The following is a 19,464-nucleotide window of genomic DNA, read 5'->3' on the forward strand; positions in this document are numbered from 1 at the left end:
GACCAGCAATTGCTGATCCTTTTGTTGTATGTACCTATGATCTTACTTATTCTACTCATTCTTATATGGCGGAGAGAGAGGGATTCGAACCCTCGCACCGCTAACGCAGTCTAACCCCTTAGCAGAGGGTCCCCTTATAGCCACTTGGGTATCTCTCCATATGGCTCCCCGAACAGGACTCGAACCTGTGACAACTCGATTAACAGTCGAGTGCTCTACCAACTGAGCTATCAGGGAATATCTAAAAAGAATAATATAGGTAGTACAAGAAATAATTTACCATGATTCCTGAGGCAAGTCAAGCTGTTCCAAAGTTAATTTACCACTGCATTTACCACAACGATATTTGTCTGGATTCATTTTTCGTTTGCGTAAATATTGAGTCTGGCATGCAGTACATAATAGTTTGTAACGGTACAATTCTTTGCGTTTTTGTTGTTCTATCACAGGTGGAGCCTGACAATATCGGCTTCCTCCTACACGTTTGAGCCAGTATTTGAATTCCGCATCACGGTGCCGATAACCCATTCCATGAATATGTAAATGATAATGACACAATTCGTGTTTGATAATCCGTTCTACTTCTTCTATACCAAATGCTTCTAGTTGATGCGGATTGATCTCTATATGATGACTCCGCAAAAAGTAACGTCCACCTGTCGTACGTAATCTAGCATTGAATACGGCCCGATGACGAAAAGGCCATTCGAAATGCTCTAGCGACAGTTGTTCCACCCACGTTTGTAATTCTTCGTTAGTCATGGACAATATGGCTCTCCTTTGTATCTGTTTTCCTGTATTTTAATCTCTTCTCTTGAATTTTAACTTTATTGTAAGCTACACTTCAAGTATAAATTATATAACCTATTCGATATCTAAAGGAGAATCTAATGATGACTGCTACAAACATGCGTTATGTGCTATTGCAACAAAATTCACAGCTTTTTTATATAGAAATGCCTGCTGATTATGCTTACCAATTAAGTGCCCTTAACCTTAGATTACATAAAGAAATCAGTAAATTAACAGCCGCAGACATCCCTGTTCTGCCTCGTGCTATTGCAGAATGTAATGATTTAGAACTGTTAGATGAGCACGCTTCGATTACAGGCGGACTGGATTATATCAATGAATTAGAACGTTCTTTTGCAGTGCTCAAAGAAAATCATTATCCTTTAATCTCCTTATTGACCGAAATTAGAGCTTTGCAAGCACAATTGGAACAATGGTATGAAGAATACGAAGAGACTCAAGTATAATACTTCTTTTCAATTAATTATTTTTCTATCGTAAAACTCTATTTCTCAAACATCCGATATCCAGCAAATGTACATTCATCCCTACCTTATATCTGTCTACAGCAAAAAGCGTACATCTCTCGAACGACTATTCGAAGAGTGTACGCTTTTTAGATTACGTTTGGAGTTATTTATCTTTTACAATTTGTACCATATAATCTCGTATACATAACAAGAATACCTTAGAAAATGCTATTCTAATTGCTTTACGCTTGAGCAGCTTCATCCGCAGAGGATTTGCGCATCGTTAAGCCGACACGACCTTTTTTGTGGTCTATATTCAATACCCACACTGTTACATTATCTCCAACAGACACCACATCCATCGGATGTTTTACAAAGCTGTTGCTCAATTGTGAAATATGCACCAATCCATCGTTTTTGATACCGATATCGACAAACGCACCAAAATCAATAACGTTACGAACCGTACCTTGCAATTCCATACCTGGTGATAAATCTTCTATTTTCAAAACATCTGTACGGAAAATAGGCAAAGGCAATTCATCACGAGGATCACGTCCTGGACGTTGTAAGCTATCCAAAATATCGCGTAATGTAGGGACACCGATATCTAATGTTTCTGAAGCTTGTTCTACATCTACATTTGATAACGCTGTTACTGCTTCAGGTGTACCCAATTGTTCCGGTGTAATTTTCAGTGATTTAAGCAATTTGGTTGTCGCTGCATAAGACTCTGGATGAATCGATGTATAATCGAGCGGATTTTCTCCACCATTGATTCGTAAAAATCCTACACATTGTTGCAAGGACTTCGCACCAAGACGAGGTACTTTTTGCAATTGTTTACGACTTGTAAATTTACCGTTTTCTTCGCGGTATTTTACAATGTTTTTGGCAATCGTCGCATTAACGCCTGCTACATACGATAACAGCGATGGAGAAGCTGTATTCACATCTACTCCAACATGGTTAACTGCGGACTCTACAACGGCTTTTAGACTGCTCTCCAGATGTTTCTGAGACACATCATGCTGGTATTGTCCTACACCGATCGCTTTTGGATCGATTTTGACCAATTCAGCTAGAGGATCTTGAACACGACGAGCGATCGAAGCAGCACTACGCTGAGCTACATCGAGATCTGGGAATTCTTCTTGTGCTAATTTGGAAGCGGAGTATACACTTGCTCCTGCTTCACTAACGATCAAATAAGACAATTCTTGATCTGTAATTTCTTGAATGAGTTCTGCTACGAACTGTTCGGATTCGCGCGAAGCCGTTCCGTTACCGATAACGATCAATTCAATATCATACTGCTTGATCATACGACGGAAGATTTCAGCCGCTTCACGCTTTTTGTTATGCGGTGGAGTTGGATAGGTCACTTCTACTTCAAGCAGTTTACCTGTACCATCTACAGCCGCTAATTTACAGCCTGTACGATAAGCCGGATCGACACCAAGCACACGTTTTTCTTTGATCGGTGCTTGTAGCAATAGATTCCGAAGATTGCCTGCAAAAATAGAAATTGCTTGTTGATCGCCTTTTTCTGTTAGTTCTGCGCGCACTTCACGCTCAATCGATGGTGCAATTAGACGTTTGTATGCATCTTCAATCACTGTAAGCAAAAGATCACGCACTGCCGAGGAACCTTTAACCAGTTGCTTTTCCATATAACGATGGATCGACTCTGGTTGTACTTCAAGCTGTACTTTCAAAATATTCTCACGCTCTCCGCGGTTGATCGCTAAAATACGGTGAGGCGGCATTTTTTTGGCTAATTCACGATAGTTGTAATACATTTCATACACAGACTCTTCTGTTGGTGCTTTGGCTTCTGTGACCAACATCCCTTGATCTAACGTATATCTTCTAATCCATGCACGTAGATTCGCATCATCGGATATCGTCTCAGCAATAATATCCATAGCACCTTGTAGTGCTTGATTACTGTCTTCTACGCCTTTATCTGCATCAATATAGCGCTCTGCTTCAACTAATGGCGCAGGGCTTGCATGCTGTTCCATAATCCAGTTAGCAAGGGGTTCTAGTCCTTTTTCTTTGGCTACACTGGCACGTGTTTTACGTTTCTGGCGATACGGACGGTACAAATCTTCTACAACCTGCAATTTAGCTGCATTTTGTATCGCTGTTGCTAATTCTTCTGTTAATTTATCTTGTTCACTGATGATACGTAGCACTTCATCTTTACGTTCTTGCAGATTACGCAAATATTGATGACGTTCTTCGATATCTCGTAATTCATTTTCATCCAATTCGCCTGTCATTTCTTTACGATAACGGGCAATAAACGGAATAGTATTACCTTCTGCAAGTAAATCGATCGTTGTACGAATCTGTTTTAAAGAAATCTGTAATTCGCTTGCGATTTGTTTAATAATTTGTTCACGAACCTGCTGTTCGGTGACTTTGGCTTCTGCTTCTGTAATTACTTTTTGTTCAGACAAATCCTATCCCTCTTTCTCTTCTCCCTACAATGGAGATTCCTCGCATAATACCTTTATTATCTCAGACAACGCTTTTGATTTCCACCTGATTGCATAACTTCTCTCTTAGAGATGCTCCAGAGACACTTTCTTATTCTCTATATCCATACAAAAAAACCCGGTGTCATTCACCGGGTCGGAATTGTGGTCAGGCTTAAAATTCCACTAAGCCCAAACTGATCTGGAGCGCATCATGTACACGACGCATTGTTTCTTCATCCAGATGTGTGATTTTGTCAGTCAGACGCTGTTTATCAATAGTTCGAATCTGTTCCAGCAAAATGACGGAATCTCTATCAAACCCATGAGATTTCGCGTCAATCTCCACATGTGTTGGCAATTTGGCTTTTTGAATCTGTGCCGTAATTGCCGCCACAATAACCGTTGGACTGAAACGGTTGCCGATATCATTCTGGATAACCAGAACCGGCCTCACGCCGCCCTGTTCGGAGCCGACGACGGGCGATAAATCTGCAAAAAATACATCGCCACGTTTTACGATCAATGTCTACACCCCGCTAACTAAACGGTCCAGAGTGATGTCCGCCTCTTCCTCCGCATGAAAAGCTTCGCAAGCAATTCTCAGATTAATTTTGGCCATTTCCATATATCCACGCTGCATCGCTTCACGGATATACCGCTTTTTGCGTTCAGTGAGATAAATTTTTGTGGCTTTTCTGATTAGTTCACTGCGATCGGAATCTTCTAAAGCTGCGATACCATCCACTTCTTGCAGAAGTTGATCCGGCAAACGGATCATAATGCTCTGCGCATTTTGCATGTTGTCCAACTGTCAAGCACCCCCAAAACCTTTTCCAGCTCTACCCCTATAGCGGCTGTATTGGCATCTTTCGTGCACGAATCTAACTTCCTGGTCTTTGCGACACATACGACATATGAGGCAAGTTTGCTGCCATCATTATAAACCAGATCATAGGTGTGCGTACAGACCTTTCTTGATACTTATGTAAGATTCGCCGTAAATAGTTGGTTTCCTTCTGAATTTACAAATTTAATTTGTAAAATGTGTAAGGGGATTCCAAAGGGTGACAATGGCATTATTCCGGTAATAAGCACGCGGAACTCTAGCGGCAATCATACAAACGACTTCGTAGTGAATCGTACCTAGCTTAGATGCAAGCTCATCAGCAGTAATCACAGCATCTTGCTGTCTGCCAATTAAGACAACCTCTTCGCCGATTTGGATTTCTTCTGCTTCTTCAGCAAAAGATTTAAGTGATACCATGCATTGGTCCATACAAATCGTTCCTACTACAGGGACACGACGACCACGAATCAATACTTCCGCTACTCCCGTTAACATTCGAGAATAACCATCAGCATAGCCAATAGGAAGTGTTGCAATATATTCATCACTTTCGGTAACATACTTACCGCCATAACTTACTTTGGAATGATCAGGAAGTTGTTTGACATATGTTACTTCTGTTTTGAGCGTCAATACTGGAGTTAATTCTATCGCCTGTTCGTTCACTTCAGCTGAAGGATACAGCCCATACAATGCAATACCTATCCGAACCATCTGAGGTGATAGTTCAGGAGTATCAATAGCGGTAGCACTGTTCCCCGTATGTATGATAGGGATAGAGTAACCCAGTTCACGTAATTGCATGTTCACCTGTTGAAAACGTTCATATTGTTCCAATGTATAACTTTTGTCTAACTCATCAGCTTTGGCAAAATGGGTAAACATTCCTTCGATCTCAAGTTGTGGCACCTGGAAAGCTCTTGTAATAAAATCAACTGCCACATTTGTTAAAAGACCAATTCTACCCATTCCACTGTCGATCTTGATATGAGCTTTAAGCTTGCGTTCGGAAGAATCAAGCACAAGTTCAGCTATCGCTTCAAGTACATCCTCCGTGAATACATTAAGAGTAATATCATATTCATAAGCAGCAGATATACCTGCCGGTCCGGTATAGCCCAGAACAAGAATAGGCATACGTATACCTTGCTGACGCAGCTCAATCGCTTCATCCAAAAATGCCACACTCAAATAATCCGTACCTAATCGTTCCAATTCTCGTGAAATTTCAACTGCTCCATGTCCGTATGCATTACCTTTGACACAGCATAACAATTGAGTTTGTGGAGATAATGCTCCACGAAAAGCTTCGTAGTTGGCACGTAATGCATCCAAGTTAATGTCTGCTCTTGTTGCTCGATACTGTTGCACTTGCAGTCACCTTCTAATCCGTTTTTGCCTATAAAGGGCAATAAATATATGTTAATGCGGAAGTAAGATAACTGTCAATTACACTTGGATACATTAACAAGGCAAATATTAAAAAAGACGATGTTCCGTAGTGCAATGATGCCTTGCGGTTTCGTCTTATATCGTAGTATTTACCCGCTTCATGGTCGATAGAAGCGGGATTTTGAGGATTTTGCAAATTTACATTTAAAATTAGAACATTTACTTTTCTATTCATACACAACTGTGTTTCCACAGTATTCACAATCCTTCGTTTCATGCGGTGCAATCGTATAAATCGCTCCACAACCGGAACAATCTACCTTTTTAGGTTGAAGATTAGAAGTAGGTTGTGGAGTGGGTGAAGGATTCATTTGCTGATTACGTTGCTGTTGTTGCCACGATGTATAAGGTGCTGTTTTAGGATCTAATGGATTAAAAATTTTGTAATCGGTTGTTGTCGTACTGTTGCCATTCATATTACTCGTTGTCGTTGTGGTAGATGAATATGATGTTGTCGTATTACTATGATGATTAGGATTCGGCTGACGATGTGGAATATGTTGCATATCTTCGCGATCAATTGTATGAATAGAACCTGATGAATGATTTTGGTGCTGCTGTTGACGCTCATTATGAATTTCATTTTGGCGAGCATACCAATCTTTTTGTGCTTGAATTTTTCGATTATGCAGTTTGATTTGTTTGACACCAAAATAAACAAGTAAAAAACCTGGTAAAAATGTAAATAAGGATACTATAATCCAACTTCCCCAAAGACTACCCATAGGAATAGAAGCTCCTGAAGGATCTGGAATAAAAATCCCAATAGACATTATTCCCCATACTAATAAAAAAGGAATACCAATTATAATCATAATGATACCTAGTGCCATATAATAAACCCCTTTATATGTTTCTCTTTTCTTATTCTTCAAATTACTCTCTTACTATTTATGTGTATCAAGACTTTACAGTAATAAGCTTACGATTACGTTGTTGCAGTACAGTTTGAACTGAATCAAATAATGCTTTTACATTCTGTACTTGCTGAGTAGCTTTGTGTTCGTCTTGCATTTGGCTTTGCATCATTTGTTCTTGTAAACGTCTGACTTCATGCATTAACTGCTCTTCTTCTTGCCAAATATCAGGATGAGTCACAGGATCACTAAAGCGTACATTTTCTTCAAGATTAGTGAGTAATTGTTTGAGTTCGCTGCGATAAGGTTCTTGCCAACCTTTTAATTGCAGATTCGATTCGCTAAGTATAGAACGAATTTCTTGAATACCGAGCATTTGCAATCGTTCTTCTTTATCAATGCCACGTTCTGTCTGCATAAACCAGATCAATAACCCACCAATTACAAAAACAGCACCAAACGTAATCAATTGAATCCAAATATACAAGCTAGCCGGTACAGCGATCACTAACCAGAGCACTACAGCATACAGAATCGTTAAAGCTTGATACAAAACAGCTACAACAGCCAATCCCATAAAAGCAGGAACTGTCTTTTTAAATTGTTCTGCTCGTAATGCACCCCAGCCTGCTAAAGACCATACACATGTTTCTGCCAACACAATCGTAGCCAATGACACCCAGAAGCGAACATCTAATATATGAAAAGAAGCTAACAGAAAAAAGCCAATCACTGTAATCGTCAAAATAACACCGTATAGTAATGTGATGATTTTGATTCCTAAGCGGTTATCAGTCATATTATTGTTCTCCTTCTGGTGTGACCCGTTGACCACATTCAGGGCAGAACTTTTGACCTGGCTGAACAGCATGCCCACAACTACTGCATGTCATCACAGCTGAAGCTCCACATTCCGGACAGAATTTGACGCCTGCTTTGAGTGCTGTCCCGCAACTACGACAAGGCTTAGCAAATGCTTGTCCACAGCTTTTACACGCTGTAGCGTTTTCTGGATTATCTGCTCCACAGTGTTCACAAGAGTGATATTTATCTCCACAATGAGCACAAAATTTGGAACCTGGTGTTAACGGTTGACTGCATTTATCACAAGTTTGTGTAGCTGCCGAATTGGATGATGTAGAACTGTTAAATTGCACATGACCTGATCCACCATTAATATCCATTACGCGTCCAAGACCTGCCATTCCTTGTCCAAAAGCACCACCCAGACCAAAGCCCATCCCCATGCCTAGTCCAGCACCCATCACTCCTGCTTGTGTACTACCTTCATTTTTGGCGGCACCTTCTAACGTATCAAAGCTACGTTCTTGCTGATAGGTATATCCGACAATATCCATTTCAGCTTTGCGTGCTAAAGCTTCTTGCAATCTTTTGACCGAGGGATCGTCATCCGGTGTATTGACTGAATCCATATACAGATTAACAATCTCAATCCCAAAGTCTGCGAAAACCGGCATCATTTTTTCTTTTACATGATTAGAAATTTCGCTTATGTAAGCATTAATTTCCAGGATACTGATCTGCTTGTGAACCAGATAAGAAGAAATACTCTCATTGATATTCATTAACAATAGTCCGCGGAAATAACGTGAAATATCTGCCTGATCAAATTGAGCTAATGTCCCGACCAATTTCACCAAAAATTTACGTGAATCTTCAATGCGAATACCCATCTGTCCAAAAGCACGTACTGGAATAATAATTTTATACTTAGGGTCTTGTAGTTGAATCGGTGCCGTTGTGCCCCATTTCATATCTAAATTGCTAATTCGATTCACATACCATATTTCTGCTGCAAATGGAGAATGTCCACCAAACGGAATATTAACAATATTATTAAGTAGTGGAATATTGAGCGTGCTCAGTGTATGTCTGCCTGGCCCAAAAGTATCAAATGCTTTACCGCCTTTGTATAATATAGCTTCTTGAGATTCGTTAACGATCAGTTGCGTCCATGTGCCTAACTCTTCATTAGGATGTTTCCAAGCATATACATCTGGTGTTCCGTCGTATTTTATTACTTCTACTAATGCCATCTTTCTTCCCCTTTTCTCTATCTTTATATTCGTATTATTACATACGTACGACCTATGAGATAAGTCTCAATTTTGGCAAATGAAGGACAAACTGTTATTTCGCACTATCCTTTATTTCGGTTGCGTATTTGTGAAAATAAAGATAAACACAAAAAAAAGAGCCATTCATGGCTCTTTCTGGAATTAAGAAACTGCTTTGCATTTGTTGTTTGCTTTATTTTTGTCACGTTCTTTGACCCGACACTCTGTGCAGATACCCTGAAAATCAAGACGATGATCGGTAACAGTAAATCCATATTCACGTTCAATACGCTTTTCAAGCGGTAGCAACCAATCATCCATAATTTCTTCTACATTTCCACATTCTGTACAGATCAGATGATGATGCAAATGAGGGCTATTTGCTTGACGAAGATCGAATCGAGCTGCTCCATCGCCGAAATTCACTTTCTGAACGACATGAAGTTCAGTCAACAGATCAAGTACACGATACACCGTCGCCATACCAATCTCAGGAAACTGCTCTTTTACTAATAAAAATACTTCTTCCGCACTTAAATGATCTTTTTCATGTTGGAGTAATACTCGAATTGTTGTTTCACGTTGAGGTGTTAGTTTGTAGCCTTTTGATTTTAAGCGCTCTTTAATCCGGTTCAATTGTTCTGTCAGTATCATTATGTGTTCACACCTTCCGGTTAAATTTGCAAGATATCTACAGATTCTAAGATGAGCATAATCTGGTTTTCACGATAAATCTATATGTTCTAGCACAACTTGTTATGCAATTATTATAATACGATAACAATATATAGTATTTATACTTAGAATAATTATAATTCTATAATAACTAAAATGTAGACGTCTTGTAAAGCATATTGGATAAAAAAGTAAATTTCTTACGCAAAAAAACGTCAATAAAAAAAGATAAAATCTAAAATCGATTTTCATCCTTTTCTTGACGTTGTTATTACAAGCTATTCTATCTCTATCGTTGTCATTTATATATGAGTCTGAAGTTGAAGACGAGCATGTAGATTATGTATCACTTTTTGCAATCCATTGATGGTAATTGTAGATTGAATACCATATTTAGCTTCGATCTGGCGTACAGATTCTAATGGATAGTTTTGATTAACAATAAAATCAATAGAAGCCGCTGGCACACCTAACTTTTGCCCAAGCGATGTACCCAGTATATATTTGGCTAAGTAAGGCGGAACAGACCATATCGGTTGAGGAGCATTCAATTCTGAACTGATTAGCTTCACCAATTGCTTCATGTCATATGTATGTGCAGGGCGATTTAATAGATAGTATGCTTGCATATGAGGTAACTGTGAATGTTGCTGTTCCGATAATAAGCAGATCAGAAAGTCAGCGATATAATCGACATGAACTAAAGGCAACCAATGATGCTTTCCACCCGGTACAATACGCATCTTTCCTTTACGTACAGCATCGACTACGATTCCTAATCCTCCTAATTGCGGAGTGTCTCCTGTCATTGAATCTCCAATCACCACTCCTGGATGAATAATCGACAATGGAAATTGATGTTGTAATGATTGCTTACGAATATAAGCATCGGCTTTGAATTTCATCTGTTCATAAGGGGCTTCATGTTGTAATAACTGATCCAATCGTTCTGGAAACTGTATATGTTCTTCGGTAACCGGGCTTTTGTAACCTACAATATGAATAAATTGTTTTAAAAGTTGTGCTTGATGAATCTGGCTTGCCAACTCTGCAATATGAATAGCACCTTGCATAAAAGCAGACTGGGCTTGATTGGAATGAAGTAAAATATCCATCGGTCCGCCTGCATGAATAATCGTATCAGCTTGCATCGCTAGGCTCCAATCTTCATGAGACAATCCCAAATGTGGTAATCCCAGATCTCCTTCTATCGCAATAATTTGTAGGGTATCACTCCACTTATGTAATCTTCTCCATTCTTGCCATCGTTGTAAAGAACGAACCAGTACAATGATGCGGTAATTGGTTGCTAAACATTTTTTCAAAATTGCCTTTCCAATAAACCCTGTAGCACCTGTCAAAAATAAAGTATCCATATTGTCTCCTTTTGATGTTTATTAATTTTTTCATTTTAGTACCGATCTGTACTAATATATTCAAAAAAAATCACTTCAGCATCGCTGCCAAAGCAAAAAGTGATGATCGAATCATTTGTGGATTTTGATGAACATGACCTAAAAAAAGTCCTCCTTCTATAGTAGATACGATTAATGAAGCAACAGCGGGTGGTTGCAACGAATCATTAAATTCTTTACGCTGTATCCCTTCAATGATCAATTGTTCTACGACTATCACTTGCTGTTCGAAAAAATGCTTGATCGTATTTCGAATATGTTCTGCTTCAATCGGTGTCTGAGTGTATAACGTCAAAAATGGACAACCTCCCAAACAATCGACTTCTTCCATGATTAGAAGTTCAGTAAATCGTTGCAGACGTTCCCATACAGATTGATCATGCTGAGCAGCGATATGTGCAATCTTCTCCGTATACTGTGTAATCAACTGATGAATAATAGCAGCTAACAGTTCTTCTTTACTTGCAAAATGGTAATAAATATTAGTCTTAGAGACTTTGCTTACTGCTACAATCTCATCCATTCCTGTTGCTAAATATCCTTTTTGTAAAAACAATTCTGTGGCTAACTGCATAATCAGATCACGATTTGAGGTTTTATTTTTTTTTGTCATAATTAGTACTATACGGTACTAAAATTAATATAGTCAACTGTTATTGCTTTGTGCAGGTCTATCATTTACATTTTTATTTTAGTTAATGTTTATGTTAATTATTAATATTATTATTGACTGGATAAAAAATATATGCTACATTTGCTTTGTTAAATTATGCAAGAAGTATCCAAATGAAGCGTTATCATTAATGATGATCGATGATAGAAAGGATGAATATTATTGTCACAGTCTAACCTCAAAGCTAAGATGGTCGTGGATAAAGCTTTCCGTATCGCCGAAATTGATAAACGCATTTATGGTTCCTTTATCGAGCACTTAGGTCGTGCCGTATATGGTGGTATATATGATCCTTCTCACGCGTCCGCAGATGAAAGCGGTTTCCGAAATGATGTCAAACAATTGATACAAGAGCTACAAGTGCCTATTATTCGCTATCCTGGCGGTAATTTTGTATCCGGTTACAACTGGGAAGATGGTGTTGGCCCTGTTGCTTCTAGACCGAAACGCTTAGAACTAGCTTGGAAAACAGTTGAGCCTAACGAAGTCGGTACAAATGAATTTATGAAATGGGCTAAAGAAGCAGGTTCGGAAGTGATGATGGCTGTCAATCTGGGAACACGCGGTATCGATGCTGCTCGTAATCTTATCGAGTATTGCAATCATCCGGGCAACTCTTATTACAGCGATCTACGTAAGCAACATGGAGCTAGTGATCCTTACAATATCAAAACATGGTGTCTTGGTAATGAAATGGATGGCCCGTGGCAAATCGGTCACAAAACAGCCGATGAATACGGTCGATTAGCATTAGAAACCGCTAAAGCGATGCGTCAAGTTGATTCTAGTATTGAGCTGGTTGCTTGCGGAAGTTCCAATACAGGCATGCCTACGTTCCCTGAATGGGAAGCTACAACACTGGATCACACGTATGAAGCGGTTGATTATATTTCACTTCATCAGTATTACGGTAATCCTACCAACAATACAGCAGATTATCTTGCTCGCTCGATGGATATGGATCATTTTATTCATACCGTTATCTCTACATGTGATTATATTAAAGCGAAAAAACGTAGCAAAAAAACAATGAACTTGAGCTTTGACGAATGGAACATATGGTATCACTCTAATGAAGCAGATAGCAAAATGGACCCTTGGAGTATTGCTCCACCACAATTGGAAGATGTCTATAATTTTGAAGATGCGTTGTTAGTTGGAAGTATGCTACTTACCTTCTTACGTCACGCCGATCGTGTCAAAATGGCTTGTCTGGCTCAATTGGTCAATGTTATCGCTCCGATTATGACTGAAGATGGCGGACGTGTATGGAAGCAGACGATTTTCTATCCATATATGCACACTTCTACATTTGGACGTGGTGTATCCCTCAAGCCTGTTGTTGATTCTCCTAAGTATGATGCTAGTGATTATACAGATGTTCCTTACTTAGATAGCGCTGTTGTGTATGACGAAGAAAACGAATACTTAACGATCTTTGCACTGAACCGTCATTTAAGCGAATCGTTAGATTTGAATTGTGATGTGCGTTCATTCGAAGGTTACCAGATTGAAGAACATATTGTTCTTGAAAACGATGATCTCAAAGCTGTAAATACAGCAGATGAAGAAAAAGTTGCGCCACATCGCGGTGGTCAATCTCAACTAGATGATGGCATGTTAACCGCTCGCCTTGCTAAAGCTTCGTGGAATGTAATTCGTCTACGTAAAGCCTAAGCTTCGCCTTATTGCCTAAAATCAACAAGGGCATGATTTGAATCTGTACAGTGGTCTATGAATTACTTTTTTGAAATTAAAGGGGAGGTTTAAACTATGTTGCGTCAAAAAAGTTGGCTGATTGTCTTGGCGAGTGTGTTGATGTTGTCTTTGGTGCTTGCAGGCTGTGGAGGTTCTAAAAAGAATTCAGATCCAAATCAATTAACATTTATGTTCCGTGGTGGACCGGATGAGCAAAAAGCATATAATGCGGTAGTCGAAGAATTTAAAAAAGATAATCCTGGAGTTACGGTCAAAGTGATTCAGACGACTGGTGATCAATATGCTACTAAATTACAAGCAGCGATTACAGGAAACAGTATTCCTGATGTATTTTTCTACAATCCTGCTGACCTTAAAGCATATGTAAATAGCAATATCCTATTAGACATTAGCAAGTATATCGAAAACAACAAAGAAGTTGACCTGAAAAACATGTGGGCTGATGGCGTGAATTTCTATCGCTACGATGGTAAAGAAGTGGGCAAAGGCGCACTATACGGACTACCAAAAGATTTGGGTCCTTTCTCCCTCGGCTATAACAAAACCATGTTTGAAAAAGCAGGCATCCCTCTGCCGGACAAAAACAAACCTTATACATGGGATGAATTTATCAAAGTCAATCAAGAGCTAACCAAAGATACCGATGGCGATGGCAAATTAGATCAATTCGGTACTGGACTTAACGTACAATGGGCGCTGCAAGCGTTCGTATGGAGTAATGGCGCTGATTGGATTGATAGTACACATACTAAAGTGACAATCGATGAACCTAAATTTATCGAAGCTCTTCAATTCTTTGCAGATATGCAGAACAAATACAAAATCACACCTGCTATTGAGCAAGCACAAACACTGGATACGTACCAACGTTGGATGAGAGGCGAACTTGCATTCTTCCCTGTTGGACCTTGGGATCTAAGCACGTATGATCGTGAATTGAAATTCGATTATGATCTGATTCCTTACCCTGCTGGTTCTACTGGCAAAACAGCAACATGGATCGGAAGTCTAGGTATTGGTGTATCTAGCAAAACAGCCAATCCTGAACTTGCTGCTAAATTAGTAACCTACTTGTCTGCTTCAAAAGAAGGTCAAGAAGCGTTAGTTAAATCTGGCGTACAGATTCCTAACTTGCAAGATATGGCGAAAACATGGGCTGCTGATACATCAACCAAACCAGCTAACAAAGAAGAATTCCTCAAAATCGTAACTGAGTATGGCAGACCATTACCAGGTCAATATACGTACAATGCAGAATGGTATGACCTTTTCTTCACAGATATTCAACCAGTAATCGATGGTAAAATGTCTGCTGCTGATTATGTCAAACAAGAACAACCAAAAATGCAAAAACTACTTGATCGTGCCGTAGAACAAGATCAAAAATCTAAAAAGTAAGCTGTACCTGCTGTAATAAATCAGAGCCATTTTGAATATGGTGAAAATGATGTTAGCTTTCCCTAGATCCAGATGGGACTAACATCATTTTCATTCCAGATGAATTAGGGGTGAATTATGAAAACCAAATCTAATCTGTATCGTAAAGAAAAATATTTTGGTTATTTGTTTATTTTGCCACCCGTTGTCGGTTTCTTACTGTTCACACTTTATCCTGCACTATATTCGGTATATGGATCATTTACCGATTGGAATGGTCTTGGACAGATGAACTTTATCGGGTTGGATAACTTTAAAGATATTTTGACAGATGATTTCTTCTACAAATCAATGTTCAATACCTTATTCTTAATGATTGGTATTCCGATTGGATTGGTTATTTCTTTGCTACTAGCACTTGGACTTAATCGTAAAATTCCAGGTACCACTACATTTCGTGTGATCTATTATGTACCGGTTATCTCTTCACTGGCTGCAATCTCGATCCTTTGGCAGTGGGCATATAACGGGGATTATGGACTTGTGAATCAATTCCTTGATCTATTTGGTATCAAAGGCCCTAACTGGTTAGCAAATACGACGACTGTCAAACCAGCGTTGATTATTATGACGATCTGGAAAGGTCTTGGATATTCAATGCTTCTATATCTGGCTGCTCTTCAAAGTGTGTCTCGTAGTTACTATGAAGCGGCTGAATTGGATGGTGCAAGTGGATTCAAAATGTTCCGTCACATTACATGGCCGATGGTGAAGCCAGTTACGTTCTTCCTTGTCGTTACGAATATTATCGGGGGATCACAGATCTTTACCGAGATCAATATTATGACACCTACAGGTGGACCGGAGTACTCTTCAGCTACAATCGTATTCTATATCTGGCAAAAAGCTTTTGATAACTTACAAATGGGTTATGCTTCCGCAATGGCTGTTATTTTAGGACTATTTATCTTTATCGTTACATTAATTCAGTTCAAAATGAATGAGCGTTCAAGCTTTGATGTCGATTGATTATTAGCTGTAAAGGAGTGAGTACAGAATGGTTCATACGAAGCAACAAAAGATAAGCAATGCGTTCATTTTTGTTTTACTCTGCATAGGAGCTATTGTTATGATCGCTCCGCTACTTTGGATGGTATCTACTTCTTTTAAAGACAGACAAGATGTATTTGCACTTCCACCTAACTGGATTCCGGCTGTGTTTCATTTTAATAAATACCAAGAAATCTGGACAGCAGGTCCATTATTAAGCGGTATTATCAACAGTCTGATCGTTGCTTTAACCGTAACGATTATCGGAACGATTACATCCAGTCTGGCAGCTTTTGCTTTTGCCAAACTACGCTTTCCTTACAAAAATCAAATCTTTTTACTATTGCTTTCTTCAATGATGATTCCGTATCCAGCAGTCATGATCTCTCAATTTATTATGTTCTCTGAATGGGGATGGGTAGATACGTTACTACCACTGATTGTACCGGGATTATTCGGTAACATTATTATGATCTTCTTCTTGAGACAGTATCTGTACAGTATTCCTAATGCGATTATTGAAGCTGCCAAAATCGATGGAACCTCATACTTCGGCATTTATGCCCGTATTATTTTCCCGTTGATCAAGCCAGCGATCGCCGCTCAGTTAATCTTATGGTTTATGGGGATCTGGAATGATTACTTACCTCCTATTCTCTATCTGAATTCTCCTGAAATTCAGACGTTACAGATCGTTATTGCTAACTTTAACGCCAACTATGCGATCCAAAGTGATTACCCGTTAATTATGGCGGCATCTGTTGTATCGTTGTTACCAATTTTAATTATTTTCTTGATCTTCCAACGTCAGATTATCGAATCTGTGGCGATCTCAGGGGTAAAAGGATAATCATTACCCCCTCTCCATCTGTTCTAAATCATTGTTAACAACACAAAAAAACGGCTAGAGCCTATGCTCTGTAGCCGTTTTTTTGTATGGTTTGATTACGATTGTGGTTCTGCTTCGCGTGCACTGGCATTCGCAGAATGAATTAATTTGTCATAATATAATCGGAACACAATATCTTGATTATAGTTACCAAATCCTCTACCGAACAGTGTTAACCCACCGACATGTTCAGACGAAGGATCAACAGCAATACGTAATGTCCATTGACGATCACGTACATTGACCTGATCCAGATTCACATCAGACAACTTTTGTCCATCCATATATGTACCATCTCTGGATACAGTCAGATGCTTGAGTAGTCCATATTGATTTACAATATCTGGCCACCATTGTGGATTGTACTTACCACGCTTATCTCCGTAATCGCCTGGACTTGTCCATGTTCCTAATTTCACTTCATTTAAATAAAATGTAATGTCTGAAGGAAAACGGTTATCTGTCAAAGGAGCTTCTGAAGAAATCTCAAGTGAAACTAATAATTCTAAAGGATTTTCGGTAGACAACAAAAAGTTAGGAATCTTATACTCTATAAATCCTTCACTAAACCACAAAATTTTGGCTTGAAAACGTTCTGCATCAAAAAAATAACGGGTATCATCTACTTGCCCGATAAACTTCTCGGCTGACGCTAAACCACAAGTCGGTTCTACTTTGAGGTCTGTATAATGTCCTATTGAAATTTCACTTTCATGGTATTGGCGTAAATGCTCGACTTTGTTCGGAAAGTTAATCTGCGCTTCCTCTACTTGAAGTGAACATATTTTTTGTACGCCACCTTTACCAGGTTGCATACTGGTTGAAATAATTCCTGCTTTTTCTAGCTTTTTTACATGCATAGATACAATGGCACTGGTTAAACTTACTGCTTCCGCTAGTTCACGAATATTCATAGGTCGTATAGCAAGTAATTGAATGATTTTGTGCCTTACACTGCTTGCGAGTGCTTCATACACAGGCAATGATTTATCCGAAATATCCAGATTCATATTCAGGCTCCTCCAATACCAAATGTGTGTAACGTAAACGAATACCTTTCCACTATATCGTTATGTTAATAAAAATACAAACGTTATTCTATTTATGTCGCAAAATTATATTATATATTATCAAAAAACGTGTTATTATCGTCATGTAAGCGATATCAAGGAGGTATATATATATGATTAATATGAATATGAATATTCAAGATATCACAGGGAAAATCAGTCGGCATATCCACGGACAATTTGCTGAACATCTAGGTCGTTGTATTTATGAAGGCATCTGGGTAGGTAAAGATTCACCGATTCCTAATATCGAAGGCATGCGTATTGATGTGATTGAAGCGTTACGAAAACTACATATTCCCGTTCTGCGCTGGCCGGGAGGTTGCTTTGCAGACGAATATCATTGGAAAGATGGAGTCGGCCCTGTAGACCAACGTGCTCGTATGGTCAATAACAACTGGGGTGGCGTAGAGGAAAATAATCATTTTGGTACACATGAATTTCTACGATTATGTGAGTTACTTGAGACAGAACCTTATATCAGTGGCAATGTAGGTAGTGGTACAGTCCATGAAATGCAGCAATGGGTGGAATATATGACGCTGGATGGACAATCTCCAATGGCAGACTGGCGTAAACAGAACGGTCAGGAAGAACCATGGACATTGACTTATTTCGGTGTCGGAAATGAAAACTGGGGTTGTGGTGGTAATATGCGCCCTGAATATTATGCCGATCTCTACAGACACTATTCTACGTATGTTCGTAACTATGGAGACAATCAGATATACAAAATCGCTTGCGGAGCCAATAGTGATGATTACCACTGGACAGAAGTGTTGATGCGCGAAGCTGGACACTTAATGAACGGATTGAGTCTACACTACTACACCCTTCCTTCTGGTGATTGGACATCAAGCAAAGGTTCATCCACTCATTTTACAGAAGAAGAATGGTTTACTACGTTCAAAAATACATTGTATATGGAAGAATTGATTATTAAGCATTCCAAAATTATGGATAAATATGATCCTGAGAAAAAAGTAGGCATGATTATAGATGAGTGGGGAATCTGGACAGATGTAGAGCCAGGAACCAATCCAGGCTTTTTATATCAGCAAAATACATTGCGCGATGCTATCGTCGCTGGAGTGAACTTAAACCTCTTTTATAAATATGCTGATCGGATCAAAATGGCAAATATTGCGCAGATGGTCAACGTACTGCAAGCAATGATTTTGACAGAAGGCGATCAATTGATACTGACTCCAACCTATCATGTATTCAATATGTATCAAGTGCATCAGGATAGCGAGAGAATAGACTTGCAGTATACTAGCCCTAAATATACGATGGGTGCTCAATCGATCGATAAAATCAGCGCAGCGGCTTCAAAAGACCATCTGAATCGTGTTCATCTGACGATCTGTAACTTGAGCCACAATGAAAGTGAATCGTTCTCTTGCCAAATTGAAGGTTTCACCCCTGCTGATATTCAAGGCAAAGTATTAACAGCTTCAGCACTGAACACACATAATACATTTGAACAACCAGAACAGATCGTACCGGTAGCTTTGGATGTTTCTTTTGCCAAAGACGGCACGCTAACTTTTGAGCTTCCAGCGGCTTCTGTCGCAGCGATTACGTTGATCTAACAGAGAGGACGGTCTG

Annotated in this window: 18 protein-coding genes and 2 tRNA genes; 6 read left to right on the plus strand and 14 right to left on the minus strand. The window is 39.2% G+C overall.

The features are described 5' to 3' along the window. Nucleotides 1-66: 66 nt before the first annotated feature. From PQ460_RS17895 to PQ460_RS17905, 3 genes are all read right to left on the minus strand, one after another. Nucleotides 67-158 (minus strand) — tRNA-Ser (locus PQ460_RS17895). 3 nt (nt 159-161) lie between these two features. Continuing rightward, nucleotides 162-237, minus strand: a tRNA-Asn gene (locus tag PQ460_RS17900). Nucleotides 238-276: 39 nt separating this feature from the next. Beyond that, complete coding sequence (locus PQ460_RS17905; RefSeq protein ID WP_274170638.1) at nt 277-762, minus strand: SprT family protein; 486 nt, start codon at nt 760-762, stop codon at nt 277-279. Nucleotides 763-893: 131 nt separating this feature from the next. Here PQ460_RS17905 and PQ460_RS17910 point away from each other — a divergent pair, with 131 nt between their 5' ends. Then, nucleotides 894-1,259, plus strand: coding sequence for a hydrolase/acyltransferase (locus PQ460_RS17910; RefSeq protein ID WP_274170639.1), 366 nt, complete (start codon nt 894-896; stop codon nt 1,257-1,259). 245 nt (nt 1,260-1,504) lie between these two features. Here the strand turns inward: PQ460_RS17910 and PQ460_RS17915 are convergent, their stop codons facing one another. From PQ460_RS17915 to PQ460_RS17960, 10 genes are all read right to left on the minus strand, one after another. Then, nucleotides 1,505-3,730 (minus strand): Tex family protein, encoded by a 2,226-nt coding sequence (locus tag PQ460_RS17915; RefSeq protein WP_274170640.1) that lies wholly within the window; start codon nt 3,728-3,730, stop codon nt 1,505-1,507. Nucleotides 3,731-3,923: 193 nt separating this feature from the next. After that, complete coding sequence (locus tag PQ460_RS17920; protein ID WP_069326106.1) at nt 3,924-4,274, minus strand: type II toxin-antitoxin system PemK/MazF family toxin; 351 nt, start codon at nt 4,272-4,274, stop codon at nt 3,924-3,926. A 3-nt stretch (nt 4,275-4,277) separates the two neighbouring features. Further along, entirely contained in the window at nt 4,278-4,559 is a 282-nt protein-coding gene (locus PQ460_RS17925; RefSeq protein WP_069326107.1) for a CopG family ribbon-helix-helix protein, read from the minus strand. A gap of 222 nt (nt 4,560-4,781) precedes the next feature. After that, nucleotides 4,782-5,969 (minus strand): alanine racemase, encoded by a 1,188-nt coding sequence (gene alr, locus PQ460_RS17930; protein ID WP_373461907.1) that lies wholly within the window; start codon nt 5,967-5,969, stop codon nt 4,782-4,784. A gap of 248 nt (nt 5,970-6,217) precedes the next feature. Further along, complete coding sequence (locus PQ460_RS17935; RefSeq protein ID WP_274170641.1) at nt 6,218-6,883, minus strand: hypothetical protein; 666 nt, start codon at nt 6,881-6,883, stop codon at nt 6,218-6,220. Between the two features lie 67 nt (nt 6,884-6,950). Beyond that, nucleotides 6,951-7,706, minus strand: a complete 756-nt coding sequence (locus PQ460_RS17940; RefSeq protein WP_273615299.1) for a hypothetical protein — start codon at nt 7,704-7,706, stop codon at nt 6,951-6,953. Between the two features lies 1 nt (nt 7,707). After that, on the minus strand, nt 7,708-8,964 hold the full coding sequence (locus PQ460_RS17945) for an SPFH domain-containing protein (protein ID WP_274170642.1): 1,257 nt from the start codon (nt 8,962-8,964) through the stop codon (nt 7,708-7,710). 183 nt (nt 8,965-9,147) lie between these two features. Next, complete coding sequence (fur, locus tag PQ460_RS17950) at nt 9,148-9,639, minus strand: ferric iron uptake transcriptional regulator (protein WP_373461906.1); 492 nt, start codon at nt 9,637-9,639, stop codon at nt 9,148-9,150. Nucleotides 9,640-9,962: 323 nt separating this feature from the next. Next, nucleotides 9,963-11,036, minus strand: coding sequence for an SDR family oxidoreductase (locus PQ460_RS17955; protein ID WP_274170643.1), 1,074 nt, complete (start codon nt 11,034-11,036; stop codon nt 9,963-9,965). A gap of 70 nt (nt 11,037-11,106) precedes the next feature. Then, nucleotides 11,107-11,688, minus strand: a complete 582-nt coding sequence (locus PQ460_RS17960) for a TetR/AcrR family transcriptional regulator (protein WP_274170644.1) — start codon at nt 11,686-11,688, stop codon at nt 11,107-11,109. 249 nt (nt 11,689-11,937) lie between these two features. Here PQ460_RS17960 and arfA point away from each other — a divergent pair, with 249 nt between their 5' ends. From arfA to PQ460_RS17980, 4 genes are all read left to right on the plus strand, one after another. Further along, the gene (arfA, locus tag PQ460_RS17965; protein WP_274172961.1) at nt 11,938-13,425 is read left to right on the plus strand and encodes an arabinosylfuranosidase ArfA; all 1,488 of its coding nucleotides are present in this window, start codon (nt 11,938-11,940) and stop codon (nt 13,423-13,425) included. A 96-nt stretch (nt 13,426-13,521) separates the two neighbouring features. Then, nucleotides 13,522-14,865: an ABC transporter substrate-binding protein gene (locus tag PQ460_RS17970; RefSeq protein WP_273615295.1), complete on the plus strand. Its 1,344-nt coding sequence runs from the start codon at nt 13,522-13,524 to the stop codon at nt 14,863-14,865. Nucleotides 14,866-14,982: 117 nt separating this feature from the next. Continuing rightward, a complete protein-coding gene (locus PQ460_RS17975; protein WP_204825221.1) occupies nt 14,983-15,873 on the plus strand; it encodes a carbohydrate ABC transporter permease in 891 nt (296 codons plus the stop codon). A 28-nt stretch (nt 15,874-15,901) separates the two neighbouring features. Next, entirely contained in the window at nt 15,902-16,744 is an 843-nt protein-coding gene (locus PQ460_RS17980; protein ID WP_069326116.1) for a carbohydrate ABC transporter permease, read from the plus strand. Nucleotides 16,745-16,839: 95 nt separating this feature from the next. On the opposite strand, the gene PQ460_RS17985 is transcribed toward PQ460_RS17980, so the two are convergent. After that, on the minus strand, nt 16,840-17,793 hold the full coding sequence (locus PQ460_RS17985) for an ArsR/SmtB family transcription factor (RefSeq protein ID WP_274170645.1): 954 nt from the start codon (nt 17,791-17,793) through the stop codon (nt 16,840-16,842). 173 nt (nt 17,794-17,966) lie between these two features. Between PQ460_RS17985 and PQ460_RS17990 the strand changes: the two genes are divergently transcribed. Further along, on the plus strand, nt 17,967-19,448 hold the full coding sequence (locus tag PQ460_RS17990; protein WP_274170646.1) for an alpha-N-arabinofuranosidase: 1,482 nt from the start codon (nt 17,967-17,969) through the stop codon (nt 19,446-19,448). Nucleotides 19,449-19,464: the final 16 nt, after the last annotated feature.

The sequence above is a fragment of the Paenibacillus sp. KACC 21273 genome (assembly GCF_028736095.1).
GTDB lineage: Bacteria > Bacillota > Bacilli > Paenibacillales > Paenibacillaceae > Saccharibacillus > Saccharibacillus kyungheensis.

What these genes read in the sequence shown, in the direction of transcription:
- PQ460_RS17980 (WP_069326116.1), top strand. Translation starts at nt 15,902, where the DNA reads ATGGTTCATACGAAGCAACAAAAGATAAGCAATGCGTTCATTTTTGTT.
- PQ460_RS17985 (WP_274170645.1), bottom strand. Translation starts at nt 17,793, where the DNA reads ATGAATCTGGATATTTCGGATAAATCATTGCCTGTGTATGAAGCACTC.
- PQ460_RS17970 (WP_273615295.1), top strand. Translation starts at nt 13,522, where the DNA reads ATGTTGCGTCAAAAAAGTTGGCTGATTGTCTTGGCGAGTGTGTTGATG.
- PQ460_RS17990 (WP_274170646.1), top strand. Translation starts at nt 17,967, where the DNA reads ATGATTAATATGAATATGAATATTCAAGATATCACAGGGAAAATCAGT.
- fur (WP_373461906.1), bottom strand. Translation starts at nt 9,639, where the DNA reads ATGATACTGACAGAACAATTGAACCGGATTAAAGAGCGCTTAAAATCA.
- arfA (WP_274172961.1), top strand. Translation starts at nt 11,938, where the DNA reads ATGGTCGTGGATAAAGCTTTCCGTATCGCCGAAATTGATAAACGCATT.
- PQ460_RS17955 (WP_274170643.1), bottom strand. Translation starts at nt 11,036, where the DNA reads ATGGATACTTTATTTTTGACAGGTGCTACAGGGTTTATTGGAAAGGCA.
- PQ460_RS17905 (WP_274170638.1), bottom strand. Translation starts at nt 762, where the DNA reads ATGACTAACGAAGAATTACAAACGTGGGTGGAACAACTGTCGCTAGAG.
- PQ460_RS17940 (WP_273615299.1), bottom strand. Translation starts at nt 7,706, where the DNA reads ATGACTGATAACCGCTTAGGAATCAAAATCATCACATTACTATACGGT.
- PQ460_RS17960 (WP_274170644.1), bottom strand. Translation starts at nt 11,688, where the DNA reads ATGACAAAAAAAAATAAAACCTCAAATCGTGATCTGATTATGCAGTTA.
- PQ460_RS17945 (WP_274170642.1), bottom strand. Translation starts at nt 8,964, where the DNA reads ATGGCATTAGTAGAAGTAATAAAATACGACGGAACACCAGATGTATAT.
- PQ460_RS17910 (WP_274170639.1), top strand. Translation starts at nt 894, where the DNA reads ATGACTGCTACAAACATGCGTTATGTGCTATTGCAACAAAATTCACAG.
- PQ460_RS17935 (WP_274170641.1), bottom strand. Translation starts at nt 6,883, where the DNA reads ATGGCACTAGGTATCATTATGATTATAATTGGTATTCCTTTTTTATTA.
- PQ460_RS17975 (WP_204825221.1), top strand. Translation starts at nt 14,983, where the DNA reads ATGAAAACCAAATCTAATCTGTATCGTAAAGAAAAATATTTTGGTTAT.